Annotated in this window: 27 protein-coding genes; 23 read left to right on the top strand and 4 right to left on the bottom strand. The window is 46.7% G+C overall.

The genetic code is table 11. The annotated features are described in order from the left end of the window. Positions 1-84: 84 nt before the first annotated feature. The 5 genes from C0638_RS22715 (at position 85) to C0638_RS22690 (ending at position 4,421) form a co-directional block, all read left to right on the top strand. Positions 85-837: a vWA domain-containing protein gene (locus C0638_RS22715; protein WP_013370788.1), complete on the top strand. Its 753-nt coding sequence runs from the start codon at positions 85-87 to the stop codon at positions 835-837. A gap of 12 nt (positions 838-849) precedes the next feature. Continuing rightward, on the top strand, positions 850-1,686 hold the full coding sequence (locus C0638_RS22710) for a hypothetical protein (protein WP_013370789.1): 837 nt from the start codon (positions 850-852) through the stop codon (positions 1,684-1,686). Positions 1,687-1,953: 267 nt separating this feature from the next. Next, positions 1,954-2,763, top strand: a complete 810-nt coding sequence (locus tag C0638_RS22705; RefSeq protein ID WP_013370790.1) for an SDR family oxidoreductase — start codon at positions 1,954-1,956, stop codon at positions 2,761-2,763. Between the two features lie 974 nt (positions 2,764-3,737). Further along, the gene (locus tag C0638_RS22695; RefSeq protein ID WP_040101527.1) at positions 3,738-3,932 is read left to right on the top strand and encodes a Rha family transcriptional regulator; all 195 of its coding nucleotides are present in this window, start codon (positions 3,738-3,740) and stop codon (positions 3,930-3,932) included. 114 nt (positions 3,933-4,046) lie between these two features. After that, a complete protein-coding gene (locus C0638_RS22690; protein ID WP_040101526.1) occupies positions 4,047-4,421 on the top strand; it encodes a DnaJ family domain-containing protein in 375 nt (124 codons plus the stop codon). A gap of 64 nt (positions 4,422-4,485) precedes the next feature. Here the strand turns inward: C0638_RS22690 and gluQRS are convergent, their stop codons facing one another. After that, positions 4,486-5,481 (bottom strand): tRNA glutamyl-Q(34) synthetase GluQRS, encoded by a 996-nt coding sequence (gluQRS, locus tag C0638_RS22685; RefSeq protein WP_040101525.1) that lies wholly within the window; start codon positions 5,479-5,481, stop codon positions 4,486-4,488. A gap of 344 nt (positions 5,482-5,825) precedes the next feature. Here gluQRS and hrpB point away from each other — a divergent pair, with 344 nt between their 5' ends. The 5 genes from hrpB to C0638_RS22660 all read left to right on the top strand — a co-directional run bounded on the left by hrpB (position 5,826) and on the right by C0638_RS22660 (position 12,153). Continuing rightward, positions 5,826-8,354, top strand: a complete 2,529-nt coding sequence (hrpB, locus tag C0638_RS22680) for an ATP-dependent helicase HrpB (RefSeq protein WP_058710498.1) — start codon at positions 5,826-5,828, stop codon at positions 8,352-8,354. A gap of 118 nt (positions 8,355-8,472) precedes the next feature. Further along, positions 8,473-9,057: a general stress protein gene (locus C0638_RS22675; protein WP_013370825.1), complete on the top strand. Its 585-nt coding sequence runs from the start codon at positions 8,473-8,475 to the stop codon at positions 9,055-9,057. 241 nt (positions 9,058-9,298) lie between these two features. Further along, entirely contained in the window at positions 9,299-10,471 is a 1,173-nt protein-coding gene (locus C0638_RS22670) for an acyltransferase (RefSeq protein ID WP_058710497.1), read from the top strand. 295 nt (positions 10,472-10,766) lie between these two features. Further along, positions 10,767-11,129 carry a replication termination protein gene (locus tag C0638_RS22665; RefSeq protein ID WP_013370828.1) on the top strand — a complete coding sequence of 121 codons (363 nt, stop codon included), beginning with the start codon at positions 10,767-10,769 and terminating at the stop codon, positions 11,127-11,129. Between the two features lie 19 nt (positions 11,130-11,148). After that, positions 11,149-12,153 (top strand): Gfo/Idh/MocA family protein, encoded by a 1,005-nt coding sequence (locus C0638_RS22660; RefSeq protein WP_013370829.1) that lies wholly within the window; start codon positions 11,149-11,151, stop codon positions 12,151-12,153. Positions 12,154-12,267: 114 nt separating this feature from the next. Here C0638_RS22660 and C0638_RS22655 read toward each other — a convergent pair whose 3' ends face one another. After that, positions 12,268-12,837, bottom strand: coding sequence for a TraR/DksA C4-type zinc finger protein (locus tag C0638_RS22655; protein WP_058710496.1), 570 nt, complete (start codon positions 12,835-12,837; stop codon positions 12,268-12,270). 143 nt (positions 12,838-12,980) lie between these two features. On the opposite strand from C0638_RS22655, the gene C0638_RS22650 reads away from it, so the two are divergent. The 7 genes from C0638_RS22650 (at position 12,981) to C0638_RS22620 (ending at position 17,058) form a co-directional block, all read left to right on the top strand. After that, positions 12,981-13,358 carry a DivIVA domain-containing protein gene (locus tag C0638_RS22650; protein WP_013370831.1) on the top strand — a complete coding sequence of 126 codons (378 nt, stop codon included), beginning with the start codon at positions 12,981-12,983 and terminating at the stop codon, positions 13,356-13,358. A gap of 97 nt (positions 13,359-13,455) precedes the next feature. Beyond that, positions 13,456-13,890 carry an Rrf2 family transcriptional regulator gene (locus C0638_RS22645; protein ID WP_058710495.1) on the top strand — a complete coding sequence of 145 codons (435 nt, stop codon included), beginning with the start codon at positions 13,456-13,458 and terminating at the stop codon, positions 13,888-13,890. Positions 13,891-13,914: 24 nt separating this feature from the next. Then, complete coding sequence (locus C0638_RS22640) at positions 13,915-14,415, top strand: metallophosphoesterase family protein (protein ID WP_058710494.1); 501 nt, start codon at positions 13,915-13,917, stop codon at positions 14,413-14,415. Between the two features lie 36 nt (positions 14,416-14,451). After that, entirely contained in the window at positions 14,452-14,778 is a 327-nt protein-coding gene (locus C0638_RS22635; RefSeq protein ID WP_025679009.1) for a (2Fe-2S) ferredoxin domain-containing protein, read from the top strand. 128 nt (positions 14,779-14,906) lie between these two features. Next, positions 14,907-15,185 carry a hypothetical protein gene (locus C0638_RS22630; RefSeq protein WP_058710493.1) on the top strand — a complete coding sequence of 93 codons (279 nt, stop codon included), beginning with the start codon at positions 14,907-14,909 and terminating at the stop codon, positions 15,183-15,185. 106 nt (positions 15,186-15,291) lie between these two features. After that, positions 15,292-15,894 carry a nitroreductase family protein gene (locus C0638_RS22625; protein ID WP_040101518.1) on the top strand — a complete coding sequence of 201 codons (603 nt, stop codon included), beginning with the start codon at positions 15,292-15,294 and terminating at the stop codon, positions 15,892-15,894. A gap of 240 nt (positions 15,895-16,134) precedes the next feature. After that, positions 16,135-17,058 (top strand): NAD(P)/FAD-dependent oxidoreductase, encoded by a 924-nt coding sequence (locus C0638_RS22620; protein WP_058710492.1) that lies wholly within the window; start codon positions 16,135-16,137, stop codon positions 17,056-17,058. Positions 17,059-17,068: 10 nt separating this feature from the next. Here the strand turns inward: C0638_RS22620 and C0638_RS22615 are convergent, their stop codons facing one another. Together C0638_RS22615 and C0638_RS22610 are read right to left on the bottom strand one after the other, a co-directional pair. Then, positions 17,069-17,398, bottom strand: coding sequence for a hypothetical protein (locus C0638_RS22615; RefSeq protein ID WP_058710491.1), 330 nt, complete (start codon positions 17,396-17,398; stop codon positions 17,069-17,071). A gap of 144 nt (positions 17,399-17,542) precedes the next feature. Beyond that, the gene (locus tag C0638_RS22610; protein ID WP_014599691.1) at positions 17,543-17,863 is read right to left on the bottom strand and encodes a winged helix-turn-helix transcriptional regulator; all 321 of its coding nucleotides are present in this window, start codon (positions 17,861-17,863) and stop codon (positions 17,543-17,545) included. A gap of 291 nt (positions 17,864-18,154) precedes the next feature. On the opposite strand from C0638_RS22610, the gene zwf reads away from it, so the two are divergent. From zwf to C0638_RS22580, 6 genes are all read left to right on the top strand, one after another. Then, positions 18,155-19,657 (top strand): glucose-6-phosphate dehydrogenase, encoded by a 1,503-nt coding sequence (gene zwf, locus C0638_RS22605; protein WP_058710490.1) that lies wholly within the window; start codon positions 18,155-18,157, stop codon positions 19,655-19,657. Positions 19,658-19,714: 57 nt separating this feature from the next. Beyond that, positions 19,715-20,608 (top strand): phosphogluconate dehydrogenase (NAD(+)-dependent, decarboxylating), encoded by an 894-nt coding sequence (gene gnd / locus C0638_RS22600; protein WP_058710489.1) that lies wholly within the window; start codon positions 19,715-19,717, stop codon positions 20,606-20,608. 157 nt (positions 20,609-20,765) lie between these two features. Further along, positions 20,766-21,440 (top strand): SOS response-associated peptidase, encoded by a 675-nt coding sequence (locus C0638_RS22595; protein ID WP_058710488.1) that lies wholly within the window; start codon positions 20,766-20,768, stop codon positions 21,438-21,440. Between the two features lie 379 nt (positions 21,441-21,819). Continuing rightward, complete coding sequence (locus tag C0638_RS22590; protein ID WP_013370845.1) at positions 21,820-23,028, top strand: MFS transporter; 1,209 nt, start codon at positions 21,820-21,822, stop codon at positions 23,026-23,028. 55 nt (positions 23,029-23,083) lie between these two features. Next, positions 23,084-23,530, top strand: a complete 447-nt coding sequence (locus C0638_RS22585) for an OsmC family protein (RefSeq protein ID WP_058710487.1) — start codon at positions 23,084-23,086, stop codon at positions 23,528-23,530. A 68-nt stretch (positions 23,531-23,598) separates the two neighbouring features. After that, positions 23,599-24,684: a lactonase family protein gene (locus tag C0638_RS22580; RefSeq protein WP_058710486.1), complete on the top strand. Its 1,086-nt coding sequence runs from the start codon at positions 23,599-23,601 to the stop codon at positions 24,682-24,684. Positions 24,685-24,962 lie beyond the last annotated feature (278 nt).

The following is a 24,962-nucleotide window of genomic DNA, read 5'->3' as shown; positions in this document are numbered from 1 at the left end:
TGTTTCATATGTTTATATATGGAAGAATGATAGATTAGGAAACAGAGGCAGATCGAAGGTAACTGAGGGGAGCATGTACAAACCATGAACTATACAATACAGGCTTCACAACGTACTCCCGCCCTGATCATTTACCTGATTGACATCAGCGCGTCGATGAACATGCTGATGGAAGGGCGGCGGCGTATTGACGTTGTATATGAAGCTATATCGCTGGCGATCCGACAGATGGTTTTCCGATCGACCAAGGGAAATCGGTTGACTGCGCGCTATCGGATTGCAATTTTGGCTTATAGTGACGACGTGTATGACCTGCTGAATGGTGTCAAGGGAATTGATGAAATTGCGGCCATTGGTTCGTTGCCTGATTTGACACCCAAACGATTCTCAGATTCAGCAAAAGCCTTCTTGCAAGCTGAACGTATTTTGCAGGCGGAATTACCAGGGATGCAGGATTGTCCTGCACCTTTGGTCTGCCATATGACAGATGGTGTTTCCACAGGCGATGATCCGGAACCGATTGCGAAGCGCATTATGAACATGAGTGTACCAGACGGCAATGTACTGGTGGAAAATATATTTTTATCCGACAGGTTGCTGGAAACGCCTATTCAGGACCCACGTCGCTGGAAAGGGCTGACGCATAATACGCCGTTGCAGGATGAACATGCTGTGAAATTACGTAATATGTCTTCTGTACTTCCTGAAAGCTATCGGGAAATGCTGTTTGAGGCAGATTATCAGTTAGGTGAAGGAGCCATTATGATGCTACCTGGAACCTGTGCGGAACTGGTGTCCATTGGTTTTCAAATGTCAGCGGCAACGCCTGTACGGTAAGGAGGTAAAAGCATGAATCCACTGCTGTCCCTGCTCCCCACGAGCAAAAAAAAAGGATTGAATGCAAGGCTGACTCAGCAATTTGCTTACATAAGCTCTCAGACAGGCGATCAGCCTTTATCATCTCATCACAGTCGCTTTATGTGTCGTTATGGCTATGGAAGGTCTGCCGAATCTGCCAGCATGGGGGAAAGCGGACAGGATTTTGCCGCAGTACGTATTCATAAATCTGTCTGTTGTTTTGTCTTGTGTGATGGTGTCGGGCTCAGTTACCGAGGAGATTTTGCAGCCCGCTATCTAGGGTCTTCTTTACTGGATTGGATGGAACAGAGGCAGGATCTGTCTGCTAATCAATTGAAGGAGTATCTTGAGCGTCTGGCAGGTACAGCTACTGAGGAACTGGATCGGCAGCCTCTGGATCACGAATCAGGCTTAATGCGTTCAGTACTGGAAGATAAACGTCGTCAGGGAAGCCAGTCCATGTATATTTGCGGTAAAATCGAACTGCCGAAACGAGGTACCCGTGGTCGTCTCCGACTTGCCTGGCAAGGAGATTCACGTTTGCGATTGTGGAACGGTGCGGAAGAAATCAGCGAACTGTTTGATCATACCTTCTCTACTGCGGAGCGCTGGTCTACAAGCCGTGGGCCGATTGGAGGGAAGCCGCATTGGTACGAAAGAAGCATACCCGCAGATATGCCAATGAGATTACAAGTATATACGGACGGTTTGTCCGATTTAGATCCTATTCGCGAGCCTGTCCCTGATGAGCAGATACAGGTATTGCTGGATGCGTCTCATACCGGGGGACTTGATGATGATGCTGCATTTATTGAGCTGCAGTGGTAAATGAATAAGCCAAAGGACGTATACATCCATTATTTATGGTTGTAGAACGTCCTTTTTTTGATCAATCTATAGAAAATTACGAATAGGCAAGATATTGACGGAATGTAGCGAGAGAGAAGAAGAAAAGAAGTACTAATGCACGAAATATTCGATCTTTTCCTGAATATCGCAACAGAACAGCAAAAAATGCGCAAAAATGGTGATTATAAAGTATACCCTTTTGGGTAATCTTGTGATTATACAGATTATTGAAAGGGAGCGATACATATGAGCTACACATATGCAGGAGGCGCACGGTTTGAAGGTAAAACTGCTCTAATTACGGGGGCTGGCTCTGGCATTGGTAAGGCAACGGCCATTCAAATGGCTAGAGAAGGAGCAAATGTCGCTCTTTTTGACGTAAGTAATGATCGTATTTTGGAGACGGAAAGAGAAATTAATGCCATACGTGAAGGGGCAGCCCGGGCTTTTGACGTGGACATTGCCGATCCGGTGCGTGTGGAAAAAGCAGTACTGGAAGCGGTTGAATTGTTTGGCGGACTGCATATCATTTTTGCCAATGCGGGGATTAACGGGGTCGTCGGACCGATCGAGGAGCTGAGCATTGAGGATTGGCGGCAAACATTGTCAACGAATCTGGATGGAACCTTCCTGACGGTGAAGTACACAATACCACATTTGAAAAAGAACGGTGGCGGCAGCATTATCATTACCAGCTCGATTAATGGAAATCAGCGTTTTACCAGCTTTGGGATGTCAGCCTACAGCACATCAAAGGCAGGTCAAACCGGTTTTGCTAAAATGGCAGCCCTGGAGCTGGCCAAGTTCCGTATTCGTGTCAATGTCATCTATCCAGGGGCTATTTCGACGAATATTGATGAAACCACTGAGAAATCAGAAGGGTTAAAGCAGATTACCATCCCTGTGCAATTTCCTGAAGGAGATCAGCCGTTGGCAGATGGACCGGGGCAACCCGAGCAGGTTGCTGATTTGGTGACATTCTTGGCATCTGATCATTCGCGTCACATCACTGGCGCACAAATTGTGATTGACGGGGCAGAGTCGTTATTGTTTTAGAAAATGGAGCAATATCTGGGATAGAGAGATGTTTTGTGGTATCTTAAGTGTATTCTTACTTACGGTGCGAATGTGAAGCTCACATAAAAACCCCAGATCCTTCGCACCTCGAAATTTGTCGAAATGGATTTATATTCATTTTATCGTTAGAAGTCAATAGTCGATTCAAGCTTTTTTAAGCATCGTTTTTTCGAAAATATGTGGAATTGATACCGTTAGGGTATTAATTCCTACATTTTCGCTGTCGCACTCTATATGAGTGCGTGGATTGAAATATATCTTTTTGCCAGTTACGTGGTTTATCTGTCATTGTCGCACTCCCTGTAAGTGCATGGAAGATATGAAAAAAGAAGTCTTGTTTCGTGATTCGCCCAGCAGTAAATAGTGCAAATTTCTTTTTAAAGAATTCCTTATCCGACAAATTCCCCCTTACTTTTATGCAATAATTAACTAACATTACTATGTTGAAGCATAAAATTAACTGGGGAGTTGCTTATGAGAATTTCCATGAGTAAGTTTCTAAAACGCTATGCAACGATTTTATTGAGCTACGCAATAGGTATATGGTTATTTTACGCTTTAGGATACAGATGAGCGCTATGGGCATCTATGCAATTTTGACAGGAATTGTGATTGGAGAAATAATCAACTTCGCATTATCAAAGCGCGAGAAGTAACCTTTGTATCCCTTGATTGCATCAACATCAGGGGATTTTTTATGTTATTAAAAGATCCAACAGAGTTTTTGAAAGGGACCTCTATATCATTTACTAGTGAGAATGCACATGGGGAAATGAATTAGTCATGTCAACATTGTTAAACATTTTATTTATTTAATGCCAAATATACAAAATGAAATCCTAACAAATGAGTGCATGACGTGCTGCTGAAGTCATAATACTAACCCCCCATCTCCAAACTCCAAACTCCAATAAAAATCCTAAATCCTATACTATGAAGAGGTGGTAACGCTGTTGAACAAACGGAATCCTGTAACCCCTTTTGGATGGAAAATCAAACAAAAGCTAGTTGAAATTCAAATGGACCAGAGAACTTTTTGTGACACCTATCATATTCCTGCTAGCCGCTTATCCAATCTCATTCATGGAACACGCAAGGCCAAAAAATATAGAGAACAAGTATGTCAGTTGCTTGGGATCGAAGAATAACCATCACTCTCCTACAGGAATACAGGACAACCTCATAATATGTAAGCTAGAGTGCAAAGGAATCCAGGTTTATTTAATATAGATTGTACATAGGATGCTTAATACAAGGAGTGGATGAAAATGTTCTCTAGAATGGCAGAGCAGAAGATTGCCGAGGCGATGGCCAAAGGCGAATTTGATCATTTGCCGGGAGCGGGCAAGCCACTGGTGATTGAGGATTTGTCACATGTTCCAGAAGAGCTGCGGATGTCGTACAAGCTGTTGAAAAATGCAGGTATTTTACCAGAAGAGCTACAGCTGCAAAAGGAATGTGTCCAGCTACGTGACTTGCTTCACGCTTGCCATGAGGCAGGAGAGCAACAGCGGATCAGTCGCAGGCTGACTGAAAAATCGCTTCGTCTTCGGATGCTGCTGGAGGAAAGAGGGATGAATACGTCGTCTGTATTTTATGAATATGAGTCTGCTGTGCGTCAGCGACTGGAGGAATAGAAGCGAAAGGAGCCAAGGGCTGAGTGCCCTTGCCCGTACATTTTGCTTTCCGTGCTTTGTCCCATTACCGTTGCAGTGCAGATAATTTCATGAGGCATTGCTTCGTTAGGATGACGGGTTCTTTGGGCAGTTTGTCCAAATGAAAGCCAGCGATTAAATCCACAGCCTTCACAGGCTCGGGAGTATCCAGCAGCCCGGAAAAGTAGGCGAGCCAGCCAATGACGGCTTCCGGTGTAACTCCTTGCCGACGCATGGCTCGGAGTGCTACGCCACCATGTCGCTTGGCCAGTCTTCGTCCATCCGGACCCAGGACAAGGGGAACATGTGCAAAACGCGGCGGCTGCAAGCCGAGAGCTTGGTATAACAATAGCTGGCGGGGAGTCGAATCAAGAAGATCATATCCACGCAGCACATCGGTCATATGCATATCCGCATCATCGATGACGACGGCAAGCTGATAGGAAAACATGCCGTCTGCCCGTTTGATAATAAAATCGCCCCCCTCCGCCGCACCGAAGGATACGTGACCAGCTACCTGATCATAAAAAGAAATAACAGCATCTGGATGTTGCGGTACTTTAAAACGAAGTGAAGGGAGTTTATGCTGTGCTTTAGCCAGGGCTTCATGAGAGCTAAGATTACGACATGCCCCTGAATATGTGGGTCCTTCACCAGACAGTCCGTGCGGAGCATGGGCGGCAGCCATAATGTCTGCCCGACTGCAAAAACAAGGATACAGTAAATCTTGCCCCTGAAGTTTCTCCAATGCAGATTGGAAGCTTTCCAGCCGCTGGCTTTGAGTGTAAGGACCGTAGGGACCGCCAATATCGGGTCCTTCGTCCCAATCCAACCCGATCCAGCGCAAATCCTCCATTATTCCTTGCGCCAATGTGCTGCGAGCTCGCGTCATATCAATATCTTCCATACGTAAAATATAGGTTCCGCCCAGGGAACGAACATGCAGCCAGGATAATAAGGCGGTGCGAGCGTTTCCTAAGTGTATCCATCCCGATGGTGTTGGGGCAAAACGTCCTCTAATGGGTTGAGTTTGTAATTCCATACGAAAGTTACCTCGATTCTGTATCCCGTGTTTCTATATTCCGTCCTTCAGCAATCCTTATTAACCATATTATAAAACGATCTTGGCGCGAGTGCATCTCGACAGGTATAGGAGCTAGCACCAGAAAGTATGCATACTTGCGATGACCAGACGGGAAATTTAAATATCTGTATAATAGATTTAGAAAACTTAGGCACAACAGGTCGAGGTGAAATCCCTGTACTGGGGACCAGCTTAACATTTTTTACTCGTTTTTCAATAATTACAGGTAGTGAAAAATTCACAATAATAAAGGAATTCAAACTTAGATTCTACGCCACAAGCGTATCATTGGAGAGATTTCATTGACAGATAAACAGTTGCCTATTATGCAAGTCATCCCCGAGCTTAAACATGCGTTACTATCCCATTCAGCGGCGGTACTGATTGCACAGCCGGGAGCGGGGAAAACAACAGTAACACCATTAGAACTGTTGCATGAGCCGTGGCTGGCGGGGCAAAAGATAATCATGCTGGAGCCGCGGCGTTTGGCAGCACGTGCGGCAGCAGCACAAATGGCGAAAGCACTGGGTGAGTCCACCGGGAAGACCGTGGGTTACCGCGTTCGTATGGATACCAAGATAGGGCCAAGCACGCGGATTGAAGTGGTTACGGAGGGTGTGCTGACCCGGATGCTGCAACATGATCAGGCTTTGGAGGGAGTCGGTCTGATTATTTTTGATGAGTATCACGAGCGCAGCCTGCATGCAGATTTGGGCTTGGCACTTGCCCTGCAAAGCCAGGCGCTGCTGCGACCGGATTTGAAAATATTAATCATGTCTGCCACCCTGGAGGCAGAGCCTGTATGCAGATTGTTAGGAGATGCACCCTTACTGGAATGTCCAGGCACCGTATTTCCGGTAGAAACCTTGCATATGTCCAAGCCTTCGTCAGCCTCATTAGAGTCTTTTACGGCTGAGACGGTAGAAAAGGCACTTTATGCTCATGAAGGCGATCTGCTGGTGTTTTTACCAGGAGCTAGAGAAATTCATAGAACAGAACGAGAGCTGACGTCCAGAAATTTACCGGCCTACGTCAAAATCATTCCACTGTATGGCAGCATGAAGCTGGAGCAGCAGGACGAGGCACTACGCCCGTCGGTTCCGGGCAGCCGAAAGGTGGTATTGGCCACCTCAATTGCCGAATCCAGCTTGACCATCGCCGGGATCACGGTGGTAATTGATAGCGGACTGTCACGGGAATCGGTATTTTCCGCGCGAACTGGCATGAGCCGTTTGACCACCGTCAAGGTGTCCAAGGCCTCCGCCGACCAGCGGCGCGGGCGTGCTGGCCGTCTCCAGCCGGGCGTGTGCTATCGGCTGTGGAGCGCGCAGGAGCATGCCGCGCTCCCAGATGCCAGCCGTCCGGAAATCGCGGCGGCCGATCTGGCCTCACTCGCACTGGAGCTGGCGACCTGGGGCGTGCGCGAACCCGCCGAGCTGGCCTGGCTGGATGCCCCGCCTGAGGCGGCATACCGTCAGGCCACAGGTCTGCTGCGTCAGCTTGGCTGCCTGGAGGCTGCGGCCGATGGTACAGCAGGCGGCATTACCGCGCATGGGCGCGAAGTATCCGCCTTGGGCACCCACCCGCGCCTGGGGCACATGCTGCTGCGCGCAGCGGACCTTGGCTTGGCTCCGACTGCCAGCCGTCTGGCGGCGCTGCTGCAAGAGCGGGACCCGTTCCGTGCTCATCGCGGAACGGATTTGCGCCCGCGGCTGGATGCTCTGCGCGAGGCGGCTCACGCCCGCAGTACGCATAGCTTGCTGGGGGCGGCAGACGATACGGTGATTCGACGTATCGTGCAGGAGAGTCGGCAGCTGCTAGTCACGCTGCCGGACGCAGCCGCAGCGCAGGACGAGCCTGACGGCTCCGCGGCCTGCGGGCTGCTGCTGGCCTTCGCGTATCCGGATCGGATCGCGCAGGGCAGAGGGGATGGCCGCTTTTTACTCAGCGGCGGCCGGGGGGCGCGACTCCGACAAGTGGAGTGGATGTCGCGTTCGCCCTATCTCGTCGCCGCCGAAGTGGACGACGAGGGAGCAGATGGTGCCATTCAGTTGGCGGCACCAGTTGAACTACAAGAGCTGATTCAGCATTGCAGCGATTTGCTGCTGGAACAAGCCAACGTATACTGGGATAGCTCCGCTTCAGCCGTGAGAGCCCGCAAGGTACTTCGGCTGGGCTCGCTTATCTTAAAGGAAACGTCCTATGAGCGACCTCCGGCTGAAGAAATCGCTGCCGCCTTAATGCAGGGTGTCCGGGAACGTGGTCTCAAACTGCTGTCCTGGAATCGGCAAACTCTTCAGTTGCAGGCGCGTTTGATTTTTATGCACTTTTCAGCACCCGAGGAATGGCCAGACAGCTCAGAATCCGCGCTGTTGGATTCACTGGAATCGTGGCTCCTGCCTTTTGCGCTTGGAGCCAAAAATATAACCGATCTGCAACGGCTGGATGGTAGCGAATTGCTGCTCGGCAGGTTGAATTGGGAACAGCGGCAACAGCTCGAACAGGAAGCACCGACGCATATACGTGTACCCAGTGGTTCACGTATTCCTGTTGATTATTCGCAACCTGAGGCTCCTGCACTGGCAGTGAGACTACAAGAACTGTTTGGCATGAAGGATACGCCCCGTATTGGGCGTGGACGTGTACCGATAGTGCTGCATTTATTGTCACCTGCCCAACGACCTGTGCAAGTGACTTCTGACTTGTCTAGCTTCTGGAGCGAAGCTTATTTTGAAGTCAAAAAGGATCTGAAAGGCAGATATCCCAAGCATTATTGGCCAGATGATCCATTGGAAGCCGTGGCCACCAACAGAGCAAAGCCCAAGCGTTGATTAAGTAGACGAACTTGAAAAAGATTTATTATGATTTTGTAAAATCGTTTAAACGTCAGGATAGTGGGGTAATAAAAAAACGAACCACTCAACAAAAACATATTGGGAGGTAACTATCATGGCTAATAACTTAAACGATTATAATGAAAAGAAAATTGTTGGTGTTTTTGATACCGAGCAAGAAGCATCTCGTGCGATTGGACAATTGCAGAGCAAAGGAATTCCAAGCAGTGAAATTTCTGTGATTACACGTGACCGTGACGACCTCAGGACGATTAGTGAGGAGACAGGCACCAAAGCACCAGAGGGCGTGGCTACAGGAGCGGCTACCGGCGGTGTTGTAGGCGGCGTCGCTGGCTTGCTGGCAGGCATCGGGGCTCTGGCGATTCCGGGTATTGGACCTATTCTTGCTGCTGGACCTATCGCGGCTACCCTTACGGGAGCAGCTGTCGGAGCGGGAGCAGGTGGCTTGGTCGGTGGACTGGTTGGACTGGGCATTCCAGAAGATGATGCTCGTCAATACGAGACATACGTCGATCAGGGCAAGATTTTGGTCCTGGTAGATTCCGCTGATCACCACCGGGATGTATATGATATTTTCCGCACCAACCGTTCTCTGAATGCGGATCGTTACAGAACATATGATGATACGGTGGCGGATACGCGGACAGATGCGTACACAGATACTAGAAGGAACCTGTAACCATCACATGGCTGGTGGAAAACGTAATTTACAATAATCTGGCTCCGTCCTCTTTTATAGGTTTTCTAAAGCAGCAGTCTCCCCATGAGGAGGCTGCTGCTTTTATGTGCTAGCTACTGATTGAATATACCTAAGATAGATGATGCTTTGCTTGGCATTGGCACCTTTATCCCTCTATATATTTTTACAGGATTGTCGTTATAATAGATTTATAAATTGCTAGATGTAACAGGAGAGTGACATGAGTCAAAAAGAGAGAATTTCCGAAGTCGCTTTGCTGAGAGGGTTGGCTTTTGCAGCCGTTGTTCTTCAGCATTCCGTCGCACACTATGCGGTTGCGCCGGGGGCGCGCATCCAGGACGGAGTTGTAATGACCCTATTACTGCTTTGTTCCAAATTTGCAGTGCCTGTGTTTGTGTTCATTACTGGAATGGTGCTATTTTACAATTATGATGGGGCCTTAAAATATGGAACGTTTTTACGTAAACGATTCATGGATATCATCGTTCCTTATATCATATGGTCTCTTTTATACGAGTTGGGGAATCAGCTTGCCCAAGGTGGAGGATTTATTCACCCGTTAGATTTTTTCCAGAAGCTGTTGAACGGGAAAAGCAGCTATCATCTGTGGTACATCATTATGATTATCCAATGTTATGTGTTATTTCCCGTGTTTCGTTATGCTGTACGTCGTTTGTCTGCGCTACTGCCGTCAACATGGCGACCCGCTGCATTGGCTGTATTCGGCGTCCTCTATATTTTGCTTATGTTGGCGGTGGGACCCGTATATCAAGTGATGGATCAGCTCCAGCTTCCCGTCATTTCTTCTTGGTTTACCATATATGCTGACCGGAATGTGATCTATTTTTTCTTTTATTTTATATTAGGAGCGGCAGCTGGGATGAATGTCAAGCGTTGGAATGCTTGGGTTATCAAGGCGCAGTTGATATACTGGCCGCTCTTTATCGTGATTACAGGATACTTGCTGTATGAGATGATCGGTCAGTTCCAGACGCCGCGAGGTACGGTCCTTTCTTTTAACTATTTGTCTCTGCTGCGTCCGGTTATGGCTGTATATTGCATCACGTCTATTTTTGTAGCTTATCGGGTAGCAACGTGGATTGCTCACAAGGGAGGACGTGCGGCGCGGATGCTGACCGTCATGGGAACGTTGTCCTATGGAGCATATCTGATGCACGCCTTTATGCTGCGCGTAACCTACTATTTTGATGGAACGTTGTTTACAGATTGGAGTCACGTTCTTCGTACACTGGCTTCATTCGTTCTCTGTATAATCTTTTCTCTTGTTGGAACATGGTTGCTGGCACATTTGCCTTTGGGCAAATGGATCGTGGGGCTTCGGATTCGTCCCCGCCCGGCTGGAAGTCCGCCAGCCTTCCAAAAGCAAGCTTGATTCAGCGATAAAGTTATATTATTTCACAAAAAGGCCGAGGGATACTTTTTTAAGTGTTATTATGTTGTTTCAACATATGAAAAATTCACAATAGAAAACCATAAAATCACTCCTCAGCGCTATGCACACTACTCTATAATGCTTCATTCCATAGCTCTCGTCACCTTCAAGCAGGTCTCAAAGGACGGAGAGTTCTCGTAAACTCTCATATTTATGAAAGGAAATAGTCTATGGACGCAGAGTGGTTTATAATGGAAGATATGAGACTTGAATAAGGTGTAGAGGAGGTTGTGAAATGGCGTTTATGATATCCCAGCGGGCTTTTATCAAAATTTATCTGATCACAATGGTAGAGAGGCATCGCGGATATGGATATCAGATGCTCGAATCGATGAAAGATGAGTTTAGTAGTTTCGGATATGTTCCGCCTCAAAGCGAGGTGTACCGGGCACTGCATGAACTGGTTCAGGAAGGTGTTTTTTATCGTACCAAACGATTAAAAGGAACAGACCCGCGTGTAGATTTTCAGGAGATTGTGCTTTATCATTTTACAGACGATGGGGAGGAGAAAGCCCGATTGTACAAAAAGCAGGTCAAAGCTGATCTGGACCGTTGCTTAGGTATGCTGCATAAAGCGGAACAAGACAACTATTCCTAACTACGAAAGGATGAGAATGATGGGTAGAAAGCTGAAATGGGGAATTTTAGGCACGGCGGAGATCGCCAAAATCGCTGTAATTCCGGCGATTCAGCAATCCGAACGCGGAGAAGTACTTGGAATTGCTAGTCGTAATGCGGATAAAGCCGCTGAGGCCGCCCGGGAGTTCGATATTCCGAGAAGTTATGGAAGCTATGAAGAGCTGTTGGCTGATCCCGAAATCGGAGCGGTGTATATACCATTGCCAAACCATCTGCATGAAGAGTGGACCATTAAGGCAGCGGAGGCCGGGAAGCATGTTTTGTGTGAAAAACCATCTTCGCTTAGCTCGGCCGGGACAAGCCGCATGATTGAAGCATGTCGCCGTGCCGGAGTGACATTTGCGGAAGCTTTTATGTATCGCTATCATCCCAAACATCGAAGAATTAAGGAAATCATCAATAGTGGGGAAATTGGTGACATTCGCGGTATTCATTGTACTTTTACATTTAACAATACTGATCAGGCAGATAATGTACGCTTTAATAAAAGCATGGGCGGCGGCTCGTTATATGATGTGGGCGTGTATCCGATCTCAGCCGCTCGTATGTATTTGGATCGGGAGCCGGAGGCAGTGACGGTACATGCTTTATTTTCCCCTGAGCATGATAACGTTGATATGATGGCCTCCGGTCTGCTGGAATTTCCGGGTGGAGTCAACCTTACTTTCGATTGTGGTATGTGGGCAGCCAATCGTTCCAATATGGAAATTCTCGGCAGCAAGGGTACGATTGCAATGCCCAAGATGTTCGGTTGGGAAAGAACATCTGTCGTACCGCAAATTTTCGTTCACGTTGGTTCGGTTACGCGTGAGGAACGTCTGAAAGGTTTTAATTCTTTTGAACTGCAAGCAGATGCTTTTGCCGAAGCGGTGCTTGACGGTATTCCGTTGCCATATGAGCCAGAAGATGCGGTAAGTAATATGAAAGTGATCGACGCTTGTATTGAATCAGCTCGCAGTCGAAAGCGGATAGAAATTGGGTAAGCGGGATTACCGTATTTCCGGAAGACATAGAAAAGCAGCCTGTCTATGGACAAGCTGCTTTTCTAGATGAACAAATACATAGATATTTTTAATGAGTTTTTGTACATTCGAGCATCACATATTTTCATCATAATCTGTGACATCACGCTTGGCGGCTGTCGCAGGCGAGTTCGATGTGCCGTATTTTTCCACCGCGTCCCATGCGCCCGCATCATCAAATCGTCCTGCATTCCGTTGGCGAACCTCACCTGCACCTCTGGGCGGCGGAGTCATAACCTGTTCCTCGATTGGACGGTCATTCGATAATTCTCGTGTTGGAGTGTGCTCGACTGTATAGGCTGTATATGGAATGGCTTGCAACCGTTCAAAAGGAATTTCTTCCCCGCTCTCCACACATATTCCATACGTCCCATCCTGCATCCGTTGCAGGGCTGCATTGACCTGCCCCAACTCGTTTTCTAGCGACTCATTAATCGCCAGATCACGGGAACGTTCAAAGGTTTCCGTCCCTATATCGGCGGGGTGGTTATCATAGGACGAGAGCTCACCTGTGGAATCTGTCAGTGTTTCTCCCAATTGTGTGTTTTCCTGACCGTTTTGTTTAAAATGTTTTTCTAAATCATTTTTCTGCTCCAGTAACATATGTTTCAGCTCTGCAAGCTGTGAATCGTTCAAATGGTTCATGATCATCTCTCCCCTTCATGGTCTGTATGAGTGGTGTGTATGCTCTTTTATACCCGTTCATAGACCTGAGCAATCAGCAGAGACTTTTATTCCCAGCCTAGAATGTGATATAAAAAGAATAGTGTGTTAAGGAGGGAAAACCGATGGATGAACATATGAAGCGTCGTCTGGATAAGCAAAAGCAGTTGTTTAAACAACTGGGCATTCAGCTGGACGCGCTCTCCATTCATGAGAAACAGTTTAAAAATAAAATGCGCGGCTATGATCCGGATGAGGTGGATGCCTTTCTGGATGAAGTGATCAAGGATTATGAACGCTTTTATGCCAATATAGCCGACCTGATGGACAAGTGGCAGGAGCAGCAGGCAACCATACGTGATTTGAAAAATGCACCCAAGCCTGCAGCCGACTTTAATGCACTTGACCGTCGTCAACTGGAGGATATCATTAAGCAGTTGGAATATAGTGTGCGCCAATTAAAAGTGCGAGTACGCCCGGAAAATGACTATTTTCCAGAGTAAGGAGTAGTAAGCACTGTGTCGCTGCCTCTAATGTGGTATGATGGAAACATGCATTTTATCAAACATTTAATGAGGCACACATATAAAGGTGGTTAACATGAGTACCCATTTTTCCGTTAGTATCCATTGTCTGCTTCTTCTGGCTGAAGGGGCACCCGAGCGAATGACTTCGTCACTTATTGCTTCCAGCATTAATACCAACCCGGTAGTTGTGAGAAGAATTATGAGCCGACTCAAGCAAGCTGGTCTGGTGGATTCGTCACCGGGAGCGCGCGGCTTTCGTCTAAGCATGTCGAGTTCAAACATCAATCTGAAAATGATCTATGAAGCGACCAAGGATGAAGGCCCGCTGTTCGCCATCCATACCGACAGCAACTGTAATTGCGAGGTTGGTAGGAACATAGACGCTTTGTTGGATGGTTTATACACCGTGGCAGAGCAGAAAATACAGGCGTTTTTCGAAACTGTTACGTTGCGAGATCTGGAGCAGGCTCTCAAACAGCGGGTTGGACAACAAAGTTCATCCGTGTAAAAGACGCCAGTAAGGAGAAATGATATGAAAATCATCGTACTTTCAGACACCCATATGCCACATAGAAGCAAAACGCTGCCTAGTCGGCTTGTACAGGAGCTAAAAGGCAGTGACCTCATTCTCCATGCTGGAGACTGGACGGATTGGTTCGTATATGAACGTCTAGCTGAATTTGCGCCTGTACAAGGCATTGCCGGAAACAATGATGGAACCGACATCGTGGAGCGTCTAGGCTATCAACGCATTGTTGAAGCCCAAGGCAAGCGGATTGGTATGGTTCATGGTCACGGCTGGCGCGGCTCGACAGAAAATATAGCACTGAATACGTTTAAGGGAGAAACGCTGGATTGCCTGATTTTTGGACATTCTCATATTCCTGTGGTCAAAAAGATAGATAATCTGCTTGTCCTTAATCCGGGGTCTCCGACGGACAAACGCGGTGAAGACGAATATTCATTTATCGTGCTGACGATTGAAGACGGGCAGATGGAAGCACAGCTTGTTCTTTATCCAGATAAACATTGATTTAAAAACCAACAACTGTTGATTAAAGGGGAAGCTATGGCTATTTTTGATTTAGAACCTATGAAGTATCATGTGTTGATTTGTAATGGAGGCACATGTATGCGACATGAGGGTGAAGAAGTTACCCAAGCAATTCGGGATGAAATTCGTAAACAACATGCAGAAGCATATATTCACACAACCAGAACTCGTTGTAATGGTCGCTGTCATGATGCGGCGGTTGTAATCGTATATCCGCAAGGGGATTGGTATGGTCAAATGACTCCGGCCTCAGGTACAGAGCTGGTGCAGAAGCTCGTAGCGGGAGAGAAGCTGGAGCCTCATCTTTTTCATGAGTGTACACGTAAATCCAGCTCGCAATAATCCAGTCAACTATTAATAAGAACATGAGTAGAGAAAATCTTTCGGAGATTTTCTCTTTTTTGCGTTTAATCCCCGACCTGAAAGGTAAAAGTATACTGTGGACACAATCCGATAGGGAGGGAAGAAAGATGACCCCATTTGAAGATAATCTGCATGGTAAGAATGAGCAAAAAAGCCAGACGGGGAAAGGAACAACAGAGTCTAAACATCAGGAGCAGCCGATCAATCGTGATCATGCCGAGCAGTATCCGACAGAGCAGGAAAGCTTGTTTGACCGTTTTGAAATTGAACAGACGGTAGATGCCATTCCCGTAGAGGATTTAAAGATGGAAAGACAGGAGGAAAGAGACAAGGATGCAACCAAGCACACCTCTTCCAGTGAGAAAAAATATAAGGACGGCGTATAATTTTCAACCAACTGGTAATATTTAAAAAGAAATCTCTTGACTTTAAGATATGTAGGATGTATATTAAGTTACGAAAAGTAATTAATTTTTCTCAGGAGGTAACAAAATGACTAAAGACTTCTTCACAGCGCTGAAAGACAGACGCTCCTATTATGGCATTAGCAAAGAACAAGTAATTTCTGACCAACGGATTCAAGAGATCGTAGAGGAAGCTGTGAAGTATACACCTACTTCTTTCAACTCCCAAACTTCACGGGCTGTAGTGTTGCTCGGAGAGCATCATGACAAACTGTGGAATATTACAGAAGATATTTTGCGGGAAGTGGTAGGCAATGAAGAACAATTCAAATCTACTGCTGAGAAAATGAACGGTTTCCGCAGCGGTTATGGAACAGTGTTGTTCTTTGAAGACAACAACGTGATAGCTGGTCTGCAACAACAATTTGAAGCGTATGCGGACAATTTCCCAATCTGGGCCAATCAATCTAACGGTATGCTGCAACTGGTTGTATGGACGGCTTTGGAGCAAGAAGGACTGGGTGCATCCCTTCAGCACTATAATCCTTTGATCGACGAAAAAGTGAAAAACGAATGGAACATTCCTGAGCATTGGAAACTGATTGCTGAAATGCCATTTGGTAAACCGACATTCCAACCAGGTGACAAGGAATTCCAACCTATTGAAGAACGCGTAAAAACATTTAAATAATGATCATAATAGTATGATTTTTCAGGTTTAACCTGAATACAGCACTGCGGATTATCCGTAGTGCTGTTTGTCGTTTCATTTTTTGGTTATGTAACCATTTGGATATATGAAGAAGAGAGGTTAATTCATCCGTAAGTAGGTGATATTATGTTTGAAATTGAATGAGAAGTTTACATAAGTGTGATTGCTTTTTTTGGCAGATGTTTAGCATTTGCGCGTATTTGAAGGAGGAATTAGGACATGAAATACGATTGCATTATTGTCGGTGGGGGAATCGCCGGATTGCAAGCAGCAATTCAATTGGGCAGATACAGCAGTCATCGGGTGCTGGTGATAGATTCGGGCTATGGTCGATCTACGCTGTGCCATCAGTATCATAACATTTTGGGTTTTCCTGACGGGATTTCTGGTGAAGAGCTACGAGGGCTTGGACGTAGTGAAGCCATGAAGCTTGGCACTGAATTTGTTGATGGCAAGGCGGTAAAAGCGACCAAGAGAGATGAGCTTTTTGACATTGAAGTGGAGGCAGGGGCAGTATATACGTCAAAAACGCTGCTATTGGCCACAGGGCTGACGGATCGCTTTCCAAAGCTGGAAGGGCTACAAGCCTGCCTGGGCAACAGTGTGTATGTGTGCCAGGACTGTGACGGGTATGAGGTTCAGGATCGCAGTACAGTCGTCATGGGGGCGGGCAAAGCGGGAGCTTCCATGGCCTTGATTTTGTCAGCACGTACAGATCACCTTGTCTATGTCAATCATGAGCGTTCAGAAGTACCGGACGAGCTGATCGTGAAGCTGCGGGAAAAAGGGATTGAATATAAGGAAGCAGCCATTTCTGAGATTATCACGGGACAACCGGGCTGTTTTGAAGGAGTACGGCTGGCTGACGGACAAGTGATTGGAGCAGAGCGGGGGTTCTTAGCCTTTGGAAGCAACCATGTTCATTCAGAGCTGGCGGAGCAACTGGGCGTACATCTGCTGCACAACAAGCATATTGAGACGCATCCCCGCAGCAAAATGACAAACGTGGAAAATGTATGGGTGGCCGGGGACTTAGGGGCTCATGCCGAGCAAGCGACGGTTGCGATGGGAGAAGGAGCTATGTCAGCGATCTGGATACACAAGGTATTATCTGGTATGAAAACAAAAATACCGCAACTCTGAGAGCTGCGGTTTAGAACGATGGGCGTGTACTAGGGTGAAGATGAGGCTCGAAGCGTCTTAATTGATCGCTCATGCCATACTTGCGTAAAATTTCCGTCTGTTTGTTACCGATGAGATCAAAATGAGGATAGGGCTGACGCTGATGTATATATTGGGGGTCCAATCCGTTATGCTTGCACCATAAGCGCAGCTTATCCAAGTCAGAGCACCCCACCTTGGTGACAGTTGTAATGCCTGGAAAGCGGTCATCCAGCCAGTAATGCGTTAGAAAAGCAATCTGGCCACGACTGACCTCTCTTTTCCAGCTCATCAGTTCCTGCCGGGTAATGCCAAATGCCATCGGTCTCATCCTTTCCTGGCTCATATCTAAAAACATGAGCTACTGCGCGGTTGTCCCATTATTTTCGTCCTATTGCTTGTATTATGATCCACATGGAGTAACACAATAACAGGAGAGCGTAATTGGCGATCTCCTGTTAGCGATTTAGAGCCATCTTTCGGCCCAGCTCTCCACACCATTCAATGCATCACCTAGCTCTTTACCCTTACGTGTCAGCGAATATTCGGTCCGCACAGGCCGCTCTGTGATGACATTGCGAAGGATTAGGCCGGAAAGCTCTAGTTCCTTGATGCGCTCGTTCAGCATGCGTTTGCTAAGATCAGGTATGGAAACTTGAATTTCACTAAATCGTTTGGGATGTTCCATCAAAGTATGAATGATGAGAGCGGTCCATTTTTTGCTGATGATCTGAAAGGACTGTTCCACCTTACCGCACAAAAGCTTAGGCTGCCTGTCGTCGCTCATCTGAATCCCCTCAATTTCATTGTTGTTTTAAACAGTATACTAAAAGTAACTCTGTATACCAATAGTAACTATAATGCATTGTATCAACTGTGACAATTTTAACAGTTTTTTCTCTTTCCTATCGTCAATCATACCACAGAAAACGTTATCATTACAGGATATATCGAATGTTCACGATTTCGCTAAAATTTGATTGACTTGCCCCTTATTTTGGGTGTATTATGGGTTACGTTAATTCCTCAGGTAACTTTTAATAACCTCATCTTTTATAATGGGAAGAAGGAATATTTCATGGATTCAATGACATTTGTCTTATTTGGAGCGACGGGGGATTTGGCTAAACGCAAAATTTACCCTGCCTTGTATAATTTGTTTGTAGAAGGTAAAATTCCGGCTTCCTTTTCTGTAATTGGGATGGGGCGTCGTGAAGTGGCGGACGAACAATTTCAAAGTAATGTAGAGCAATCTATTAAGGATTTTTCCAGACATGTGAATGATGACCGTGCACAGATGGATCAGTTCTTAAGTGCTTTCCGTTACTGTGCATTGAACGTTAACCACCCGGAAGATTATAAAAAGCTGCTACAGCTTGCTGAGCAACGTGAAAATGACTTGGGAATTCCGGGGAACCGCATGTTTTACTTATCGGTGGCACCGGAATTTTTTGATGTGATTGCCCACAATATTCGGGAAAGTGGTTTGGCTGAAACAAAGGGTTGGAAACGACTTATTATCGAAAAACCATTTGGGCATGATTTGGAATCGGCACGCGAGCTGAATGATCGCCTGAGCAGAACCTTTGCTGAGGATGAGATTTATCGTATTGACCATTACTTAGGTAAGCCCATGGTTCAAAACCTGGAAGCTTTAAAATTTGCTAATCCATTGCTTCAAGGGGTTTGGAACAATCAGTACATTGCCAATGTGCAAATTACCGCTTCTGAGACTGTAGGCGTAGAGGAGCGAGCAGGATACTACGATCACTCCGGTGCTATTCGTGATATGGTGCAAAATCACATGCTGCAGGTGTTGATGATGACGGCTATGAACAAGCCGGGACATATCACGGCTGACCAAGTGCGGGATGAAAAAAGTAAGGTGATGGACGCGCTTCGTGCCCTTGATCCTTCTGATATTGCTTCCAACGTGGTTAGAGGACAATATACCGCAGGTGAGATCAACGGAAAAGCAGTTCCTTCCTATAAAGAGGAGCCGGACATTGGACCTGATTCGCAAAATGATACGTTCATTTCAGCTCGCCTTTGGATTGACAATGAACAATGGTCGGGTGTTCCGTTCTATATTCGTACCGGCAAACGCATGAAAGAAAAATCCACTCGCATCGTTGTGGAATTCAAAAAAGACAATACAGATCTTTATGCTGCTCAAGGGCAGCCGACCGATCCGAACTTGCTGATCATTCATGTTAACCCGGATGAAAAGGTAACGCTCCGTCTGAACAGTAGAGATCCGCTGAACAATGGTCAGCTGGAGACGGTTCTGATGAATTATCATTCCGAGGCCAAGGATGTCCCAGAAGCTTATGAACGCCTCATCTTTGATGCGCTGCGCGGCGACTCCACCTTCTTTGCTCATTGGAATGAAGTGGAGCTTTCATGGGTGTGGGTTCAACCCGTACTCGAAGCTTTTACCCGTGGCGAAGTCCCGCTTCACACATATGCGGCAGGCTCTTACGGTCCAGAAGCTTCAGATCAATTGTTGGAAGAACAAGGCTTTACATGGTGGTTGGACGAAAAGTCCGAAAGCTCTGAAAAAGCAGTCGTTCGTGCTTAGTCCAACAAAAAAAGTTTGTACAGAAATATATTTTTGCTACGGCAGGAGGCCTTTATAATGCAAGTAGGATTAATTGGTTTGGGAAAAATGGGTTTGAATCTTGGTAAAAACTTAATCGATCATAAGCACGAAGTTGTAGCTTACGACGTTAATGCAGCTGCAATCCAAGAAATGAAGGAGTATGGAGCTGCAGGTGCTTCTACTTTGGAAGAGCTTGTGCAAGCAACTCAATCCCCTAGAGTACTGTGGATCATGGTTCCTCACCAAATCGTGGATTCTGTGCTGGATCAGCTTCAACCAATGTTGTCCAAAGGGGACATCATTATTGAAGGCGGAAATTCTCATTACAAAGAGTCCATTGCTCGCCATGCTCGTCTGAAAGAATACGGTATCAGCTTTATGGATGCAGGAACTTCCGGCGGGATGGAAGGTGCACGCAATGGCGCTTGTTACATGATCGGTGGCGATCCAGAAGCTTGGGCGGTTGTTGAGCCGATTTTCCGCGATACAGCGGTGGAAAATGGATATTTGTATGCTGGTAAATCTGGTAGCGGACATTTCCTGAAAATGGTTCATAACGGTGTGGAATACGGTATGATGGCTTCCATCGGTGAAGGTTTTGAAGTGCTGGAGAAAAGCAACTTTGACTTTGATTATGAACAAGTAGCGCGTGTGTGGAACAACGGTTCCGTTATCCGCTCTTGGCTGATGGGCTTGACTGAACGCGCATTTTCCAAAGATGCAAACCTGGACGAAATTCGCGGAGTTATGCACTCTTCCGGTGAAGGTAAATGGACGGTCGAGGAAGCGCTGGACCTTCAGGCAGCAACTCCGGTCATTGCCTTGTCCTTGCTGATGCGCTACCGTTCGCTGGATGTCGATACATTCAACGGAAAAGTAGTTGCTGCGCTGCGTAATGAATTTGGCGGTCACGCTGTAGAAAAGAAGTAAAAACGTTATAAGTTAGAATTTATCCCCGTAGCTTTCTGACTGCGGGGATATTGCTATATATTTTTGATCATCAGGTTTTTGTAAAATCCTCGCTTATGCATATTTTTCCTTGTATATCCGCACAATAGGTAAAAAAAGGCGGAAGGATGACTTGCATATGTGCAAAAGATTTTCGTTATCGGCTGATTTGGATGAGGTAAAGGATCATTTTGGTATACAACGTGTGATGTATTATTATAAAACACGTTATAACATGAGTCCCACCCAGCATGTTCCAATTGTGCTGCATCAGGATGGAGAACGGGTGCTTGATGAATTTCGCTGGGGATTTATTCCCTATTGGGGCAAGGATTGTGTCAATGCAGACCTGAATACCGTTCGGGTAAATCCTAGTTATTGCAAGATGGCGGAAACCCGCCGTTGTATTATTCCTTGCAATGGATTTTATTATTGGCGAAAATTAGGCAAACGCATGTGTGCCGTCCGAGTGGTACTGCCGGAACAGAAAATGTTTGCGGTCGCTGGGCTATATGAAATATGGCAGGATAGCAGAAAAGAGCCGTTACGCACCTGTACGATGATGACAGTTCAGGCCAATACGGATATACGTGAATTTGACAGCCGGATGCCCGCTATTTTGGAAGCAGAGCAAATAGATTCATGGCTAGATCCGTCGATCCAGAACATTGATGAGCTGCTGCCCTTATTGCGCACGTATGAGCAAGGTGATATGAGCATCTATCCGGTGACCCCGCTGGTGGCCAATGATGAACATGATAGCCGTGAATGCATTCAGGAAATGGATTTGCAGTGGTCCTGGATTAAACCTTAAATGTATGAAGATTTGTATCCATTATTGATCATAAGATTCCCGCCACCTGCATAGGTATGTATTGGGGAACAAGCGTCATAATCCGGGGAGAGGGGAAACGGCCGAAGGAGTATCTCATATGGGATGGAGGCGATTGGAATGAGTAACGATACACTCATCCAGCTGCTGGTGCTCATGGTGACGATCATCGGTCTGGTCCAAAACCGGTAACTGACAGGTTCCAGAAGGCGGGAGAATTGCCGTAGGCAATCTTCCGTTTTTTTTGCATAAAAAAGCTCGCAGATTCAGGAAGCTTGCGGTACAATAGATGCTGGGCTACAGGTGACAAGACACCTGAATATACGTCTACATACGATGCATTTTTAAGGGAGAGCGAATCATGAGTGAATTAACTTCATTACCCCCAGCTAAAAAAAGAAAATTGCTATTTAGCGCAGGCCTTAGCTGGCTGTTTGATGCTATGGATGTGGGACTGCTTTCATTTATAGTGGCAGCTTTGGCTAAGGAGTGGCATCTGGGATCTGAGCAGATTGGTCTGCTGACTGCGATGAATTCAATAGGAATGGTGTTTGGAGCCGCCTTGGCAGGGATTTTGGCAGATCGTTACGGTAGACGCGCTATTTTAGTGTGGACCCTGCTGATTTTTTCCGTAGCCAGTGGCTTGTCAGCTTTGGCGACAGGTCTCGGAATGCTGCTGGTGCTGCGTTTTATTGCTGGTGCAGGCTTGGGCGGGGAATTGCCTGTTGCTTCGACGCTGGTGTCAGAATCAGTGCCTGTAAAAGAACGAGGAAGAGCAGTTGTGCTGCTGGAAAGCTTTTGGGCGGCAGGCTGGATTCTTTCGGCTCTTATTGCTTATTTTGTTATTCCGAAATACGGTTGGCAAATGGCATTTATTCTCGGCGCAGTACCTGCGCTGTACGCTCTTTATCTGCGCAGAGCTATTGATGATTCACCGCGTTATAAGCAGCAAAGCGTCAAACTTCCGCTGCGTGCACGATTGGCTTCGATTTGGTCGGGACCCCATCGCAAGTCTACGCTAATGCTGTGGATTTTATGGTTTACAGTTGTATTTTCATATTATGGCATGTTCCTGTGGCTGCCAAGCATGATGTTTATGAAGGGATTTGAGCTGGTTAAAAGCTTTGAGTATGTCCTAATCATGACACTTGCACAATTACCAGGTTATTTTACCGCTGCCTATTTGATTGAAAAGCTGGGTCGCAAATTTGTACTGATCATCTACTTGTTGCTCACGGCAGTGTCCGCTATTTGGTTTGGAACATCGGAAACGGCAGGGATGTTGTTGGCTGCTGGTATCTGCCTGTCTTTCTTTAATCTCGGTGCATGGGGAGCCATGTATGCTTATACCCCGGAGCTGTACCCAACGTCTGCTCGTTCTACCGGTGTGGGTATGGCAGCTGCATTTGGCCGTATTGGCGGCGTGATCGGGCCTTTTGTGGTAGGTATACTCGTAGGACAAGGCATAGCGTTACCATCTATCTTTGCGATTTTTTTCGTAGCGATCCTGATCGGAGCAGCAGCTGTATGGTTGCTGGGTACCGAAACTAAAAATCAGGAGATTGACTAACCTTTACATTCACCTGTGTAAACATTCATAATACAAGAGAGAGGAGTGACCTGAAATGGAGCATACCTTTCTGCTCAAGGCAGACTGGAACGGGGGACGCAACAGCGATGGGCGTATTGAGGCCGGACAGTTGCGGACAGCGATTTCGATTCCGGCTGAGATGGGAGGCCCTGGTGTGGGCACCAATCCGGATGAAATGCTACTCGGTGCAGCTGCTACCTGCTATCTGATTACTTTGGCGGCGATGATGGAGCGTGCCAGTCTCCCGGTGGCATCACTGGCACTGGAATCCGAAGGGATTGTCGAAGTAACGAACAACATTTTTACATATCGCCGAATCGTGCATCGTCCACGAGTTCTATTGTCCGTCGATGCAACAGAATCGCAAGTCGAACAAGCATTGCGCCTTGCAGAGCAGGCTGAAACCTCATGCATGATCTCGCGTGCTGTAGCAGGCAATGTAGCATTGTCTACAGAACCTGTGGTGGAGCGCGACTCTTAAAACAGTATCTGTAATAGGAGCAATCATTCCAATTGCCCATCATTTTTTAATCCAAGGAGGACACAACCATGACAGCACAACAAAAATTGCTCGTATTCGCAGGCTCTTACGCCGAATTGGAAGGTAACGGAGTTTATTCGTATACTTTTAATGAACAGACAGGAGCCCTGACACTACAGGATGAGTTCTCCGGCTTGAAAAATCCTACATTCCTCAATGTAGACGTTAAAAATCGGAAGCTGTATTCCATTGGCGAGACGACTTCCGCTGCAGGAGCGAAGGTAGGCGAAGCCTCTGCTTTTGAAATTGACCCGGTTAAAGGCACATTTACTTTGCTGAATCGTGCGGAAAACGTAGGCTCCACAACATGCCACATTCAACGTGATCCATCCGATCGTTACCTGATTGTAGTCAGCTACCACGGAGGTATGGTAGGACTGGTATCTCTGACTGAGGATGGGCGTATCGGTGAATTGCTGGATGTAAAACAGCACGAGGGCAAAGGAGCGCATCCTGAGCGTCAGGATCGTCCACATCCACATTCCAGTTTCTTTAGCCCGGACGGCCGCTTCCTGTTCGTACAAGATCTTGGACTGGATCTGATCCGTATTTATACCATTGATGACAGCAAAGGGCAACTGGTGCTGCACGGTGAAACGAAAACCCATGCAGGTGCAGGCCCACGTCACTTGACGTTCCACCCGAACGGTAAATTTGCTTTTGTTATTAATGAAGTGGATTCTTCCATTACTTCTTTCGCATATGATGCAGAAGCTGGCAAGCTTACTGAGCTTGAGAGCGTACCGACATTGCCGTCTGACTTTACTGGCGAAAACACAACTGCAGAAATTGCGATTTCACAGGATGGCGCTTATCTGTACGGTTCCAACCGTGGACATGATAGCATCGTGGTGTACGCTGTAGATGGAGCCACTGGCAAGTTGAGCTTGGTTGAGCATGTATCTGCCGAAGGCGAGCATCCGCGTCATTTTGCTTTGACACCTAATGGTGACTATATGCTCGTGGCTAACCGCGACACCAACAATATTGTTACCTTCAAAGTGGACAAAGCAAGCGGTCGCTTGACCTACACTGGACAACAAGTAACTGTGTCCAAACCAGTATGCGTGCAGCCTTTTTACTTTTCCGTGTAAAAATAGGGCAACTTCTATATCATGCGGATTGCTAAAGTGACGGTATGCGGCTTGTGTTCGCTACGAGAACGGATTATTCTTCCGATCGCTGTTGCCCCCGGATTTCTTGGTTGTATGTTCAAGGGGAGAAATCCGGGGACAAAGGCGAATACTCCGCTTCTTCATAACAATTCCGTCCTCTCCGCTGCTTTATTTCTGTTGGCAACCATTTGTTTATACAGAAAAAATGAATATGCATATGTTGATGATTTCGGTGAATTAACCAGGCATAAAAATTT

Source organism: Paenibacillus sp. lzh-N1 (assembly GCF_002872435.1).
Taxonomy (GTDB): domain Bacteria; phylum Bacillota; class Bacilli; order Paenibacillales; family Paenibacillaceae; genus Paenibacillus; species Paenibacillus polymyxa_C.
The sequence above is the reverse complement of the archived record's forward strand: the minus strand, read 5'-3'. Positions and strand labels throughout refer to the sequence as shown.

Excerpts from the sequence above, each read along its gene's own strand:
- C0638_RS22715 (WP_013370788.1), top strand. The coding sequence starts at position 85 with ATGAACTATACAATACAGGCTTCACAACGTACTCCCGCCCTGATCATT.
- C0638_RS22710 (WP_013370789.1), top strand. The coding sequence starts at position 850 with ATGAATCCACTGCTGTCCCTGCTCCCCACGAGCAAAAAAAAAGGATTG.
- C0638_RS22705 (WP_013370790.1), top strand. The coding sequence starts at position 1,954 with ATGAGCTACACATATGCAGGAGGCGCACGGTTTGAAGGTAAAACTGCT.
- C0638_RS22690 (WP_040101526.1), top strand. The coding sequence starts at position 4,047 with ATGAAAATGTTCTCTAGAATGGCAGAGCAGAAGATTGCCGAGGCGATG.
- gluQRS (WP_040101525.1), bottom strand. The coding sequence starts at position 5,481 with ATGGAATTACAAACTCAACCCATTAGAGGACGTTTTGCCCCAACACCA.
- C0638_RS22675 (WP_013370825.1), top strand. The coding sequence starts at position 8,473 with ATGGCTAATAACTTAAACGATTATAATGAAAAGAAAATTGTTGGTGTT.
- C0638_RS22670 (WP_058710497.1), top strand. The coding sequence starts at position 9,299 with ATGAGTCAAAAAGAGAGAATTTCCGAAGTCGCTTTGCTGAGAGGGTTG.
- C0638_RS22665 (WP_013370828.1), top strand. The coding sequence starts at position 10,767 with ATGGCGTTTATGATATCCCAGCGGGCTTTTATCAAAATTTATCTGATC.
- C0638_RS22660 (WP_013370829.1), top strand. The coding sequence starts at position 11,149 with ATGGGTAGAAAGCTGAAATGGGGAATTTTAGGCACGGCGGAGATCGCC.
- C0638_RS22655 (WP_058710496.1), bottom strand. The coding sequence starts at position 12,837 with ATGAACCATTTGAACGATTCACAGCTTGCAGAGCTGAAACATATGTTA.
- C0638_RS22650 (WP_013370831.1), top strand. The coding sequence starts at position 12,981 with ATGGATGAACATATGAAGCGTCGTCTGGATAAGCAAAAGCAGTTGTTT.
- C0638_RS22645 (WP_058710495.1), top strand. The coding sequence starts at position 13,456 with ATGAGTACCCATTTTTCCGTTAGTATCCATTGTCTGCTTCTTCTGGCT.
- C0638_RS22640 (WP_058710494.1), top strand. The coding sequence starts at position 13,915 with ATGAAAATCATCGTACTTTCAGACACCCATATGCCACATAGAAGCAAA.
- C0638_RS22635 (WP_025679009.1), top strand. The coding sequence starts at position 14,452 with ATGGCTATTTTTGATTTAGAACCTATGAAGTATCATGTGTTGATTTGT.
- C0638_RS22630 (WP_058710493.1), top strand. The coding sequence starts at position 14,907 with ATGACCCCATTTGAAGATAATCTGCATGGTAAGAATGAGCAAAAAAGC.
- C0638_RS22625 (WP_040101518.1), top strand. The coding sequence starts at position 15,292 with ATGACTAAAGACTTCTTCACAGCGCTGAAAGACAGACGCTCCTATTAT.
- C0638_RS22620 (WP_058710492.1), top strand. The coding sequence starts at position 16,135 with ATGAAATACGATTGCATTATTGTCGGTGGGGGAATCGCCGGATTGCAA.
- C0638_RS22615 (WP_058710491.1), bottom strand. The coding sequence starts at position 17,398 with ATGGCATTTGGCATTACCCGGCAGGAACTGATGAGCTGGAAAAGAGAG.
- C0638_RS22610 (WP_014599691.1), bottom strand. The coding sequence starts at position 17,863 with ATGAGCGACGACAGGCAGCCTAAGCTTTTGTGCGGTAAGGTGGAACAG.
- zwf (WP_058710490.1), top strand. The coding sequence starts at position 18,155 with ATGGATTCAATGACATTTGTCTTATTTGGAGCGACGGGGGATTTGGCT.
- gnd (WP_058710489.1), top strand. The coding sequence starts at position 19,715 with ATGCAAGTAGGATTAATTGGTTTGGGAAAAATGGGTTTGAATCTTGGT.
- C0638_RS22595 (WP_058710488.1), top strand. The coding sequence starts at position 20,766 with ATGTGCAAAAGATTTTCGTTATCGGCTGATTTGGATGAGGTAAAGGAT.
- C0638_RS22590 (WP_013370845.1), top strand. The coding sequence starts at position 21,820 with ATGAGTGAATTAACTTCATTACCCCCAGCTAAAAAAAGAAAATTGCTA.
- C0638_RS22585 (WP_058710487.1), top strand. The coding sequence starts at position 23,084 with ATGGAGCATACCTTTCTGCTCAAGGCAGACTGGAACGGGGGACGCAAC.
- C0638_RS22580 (WP_058710486.1), top strand. The coding sequence starts at position 23,599 with ATGACAGCACAACAAAAATTGCTCGTATTCGCAGGCTCTTACGCCGAA.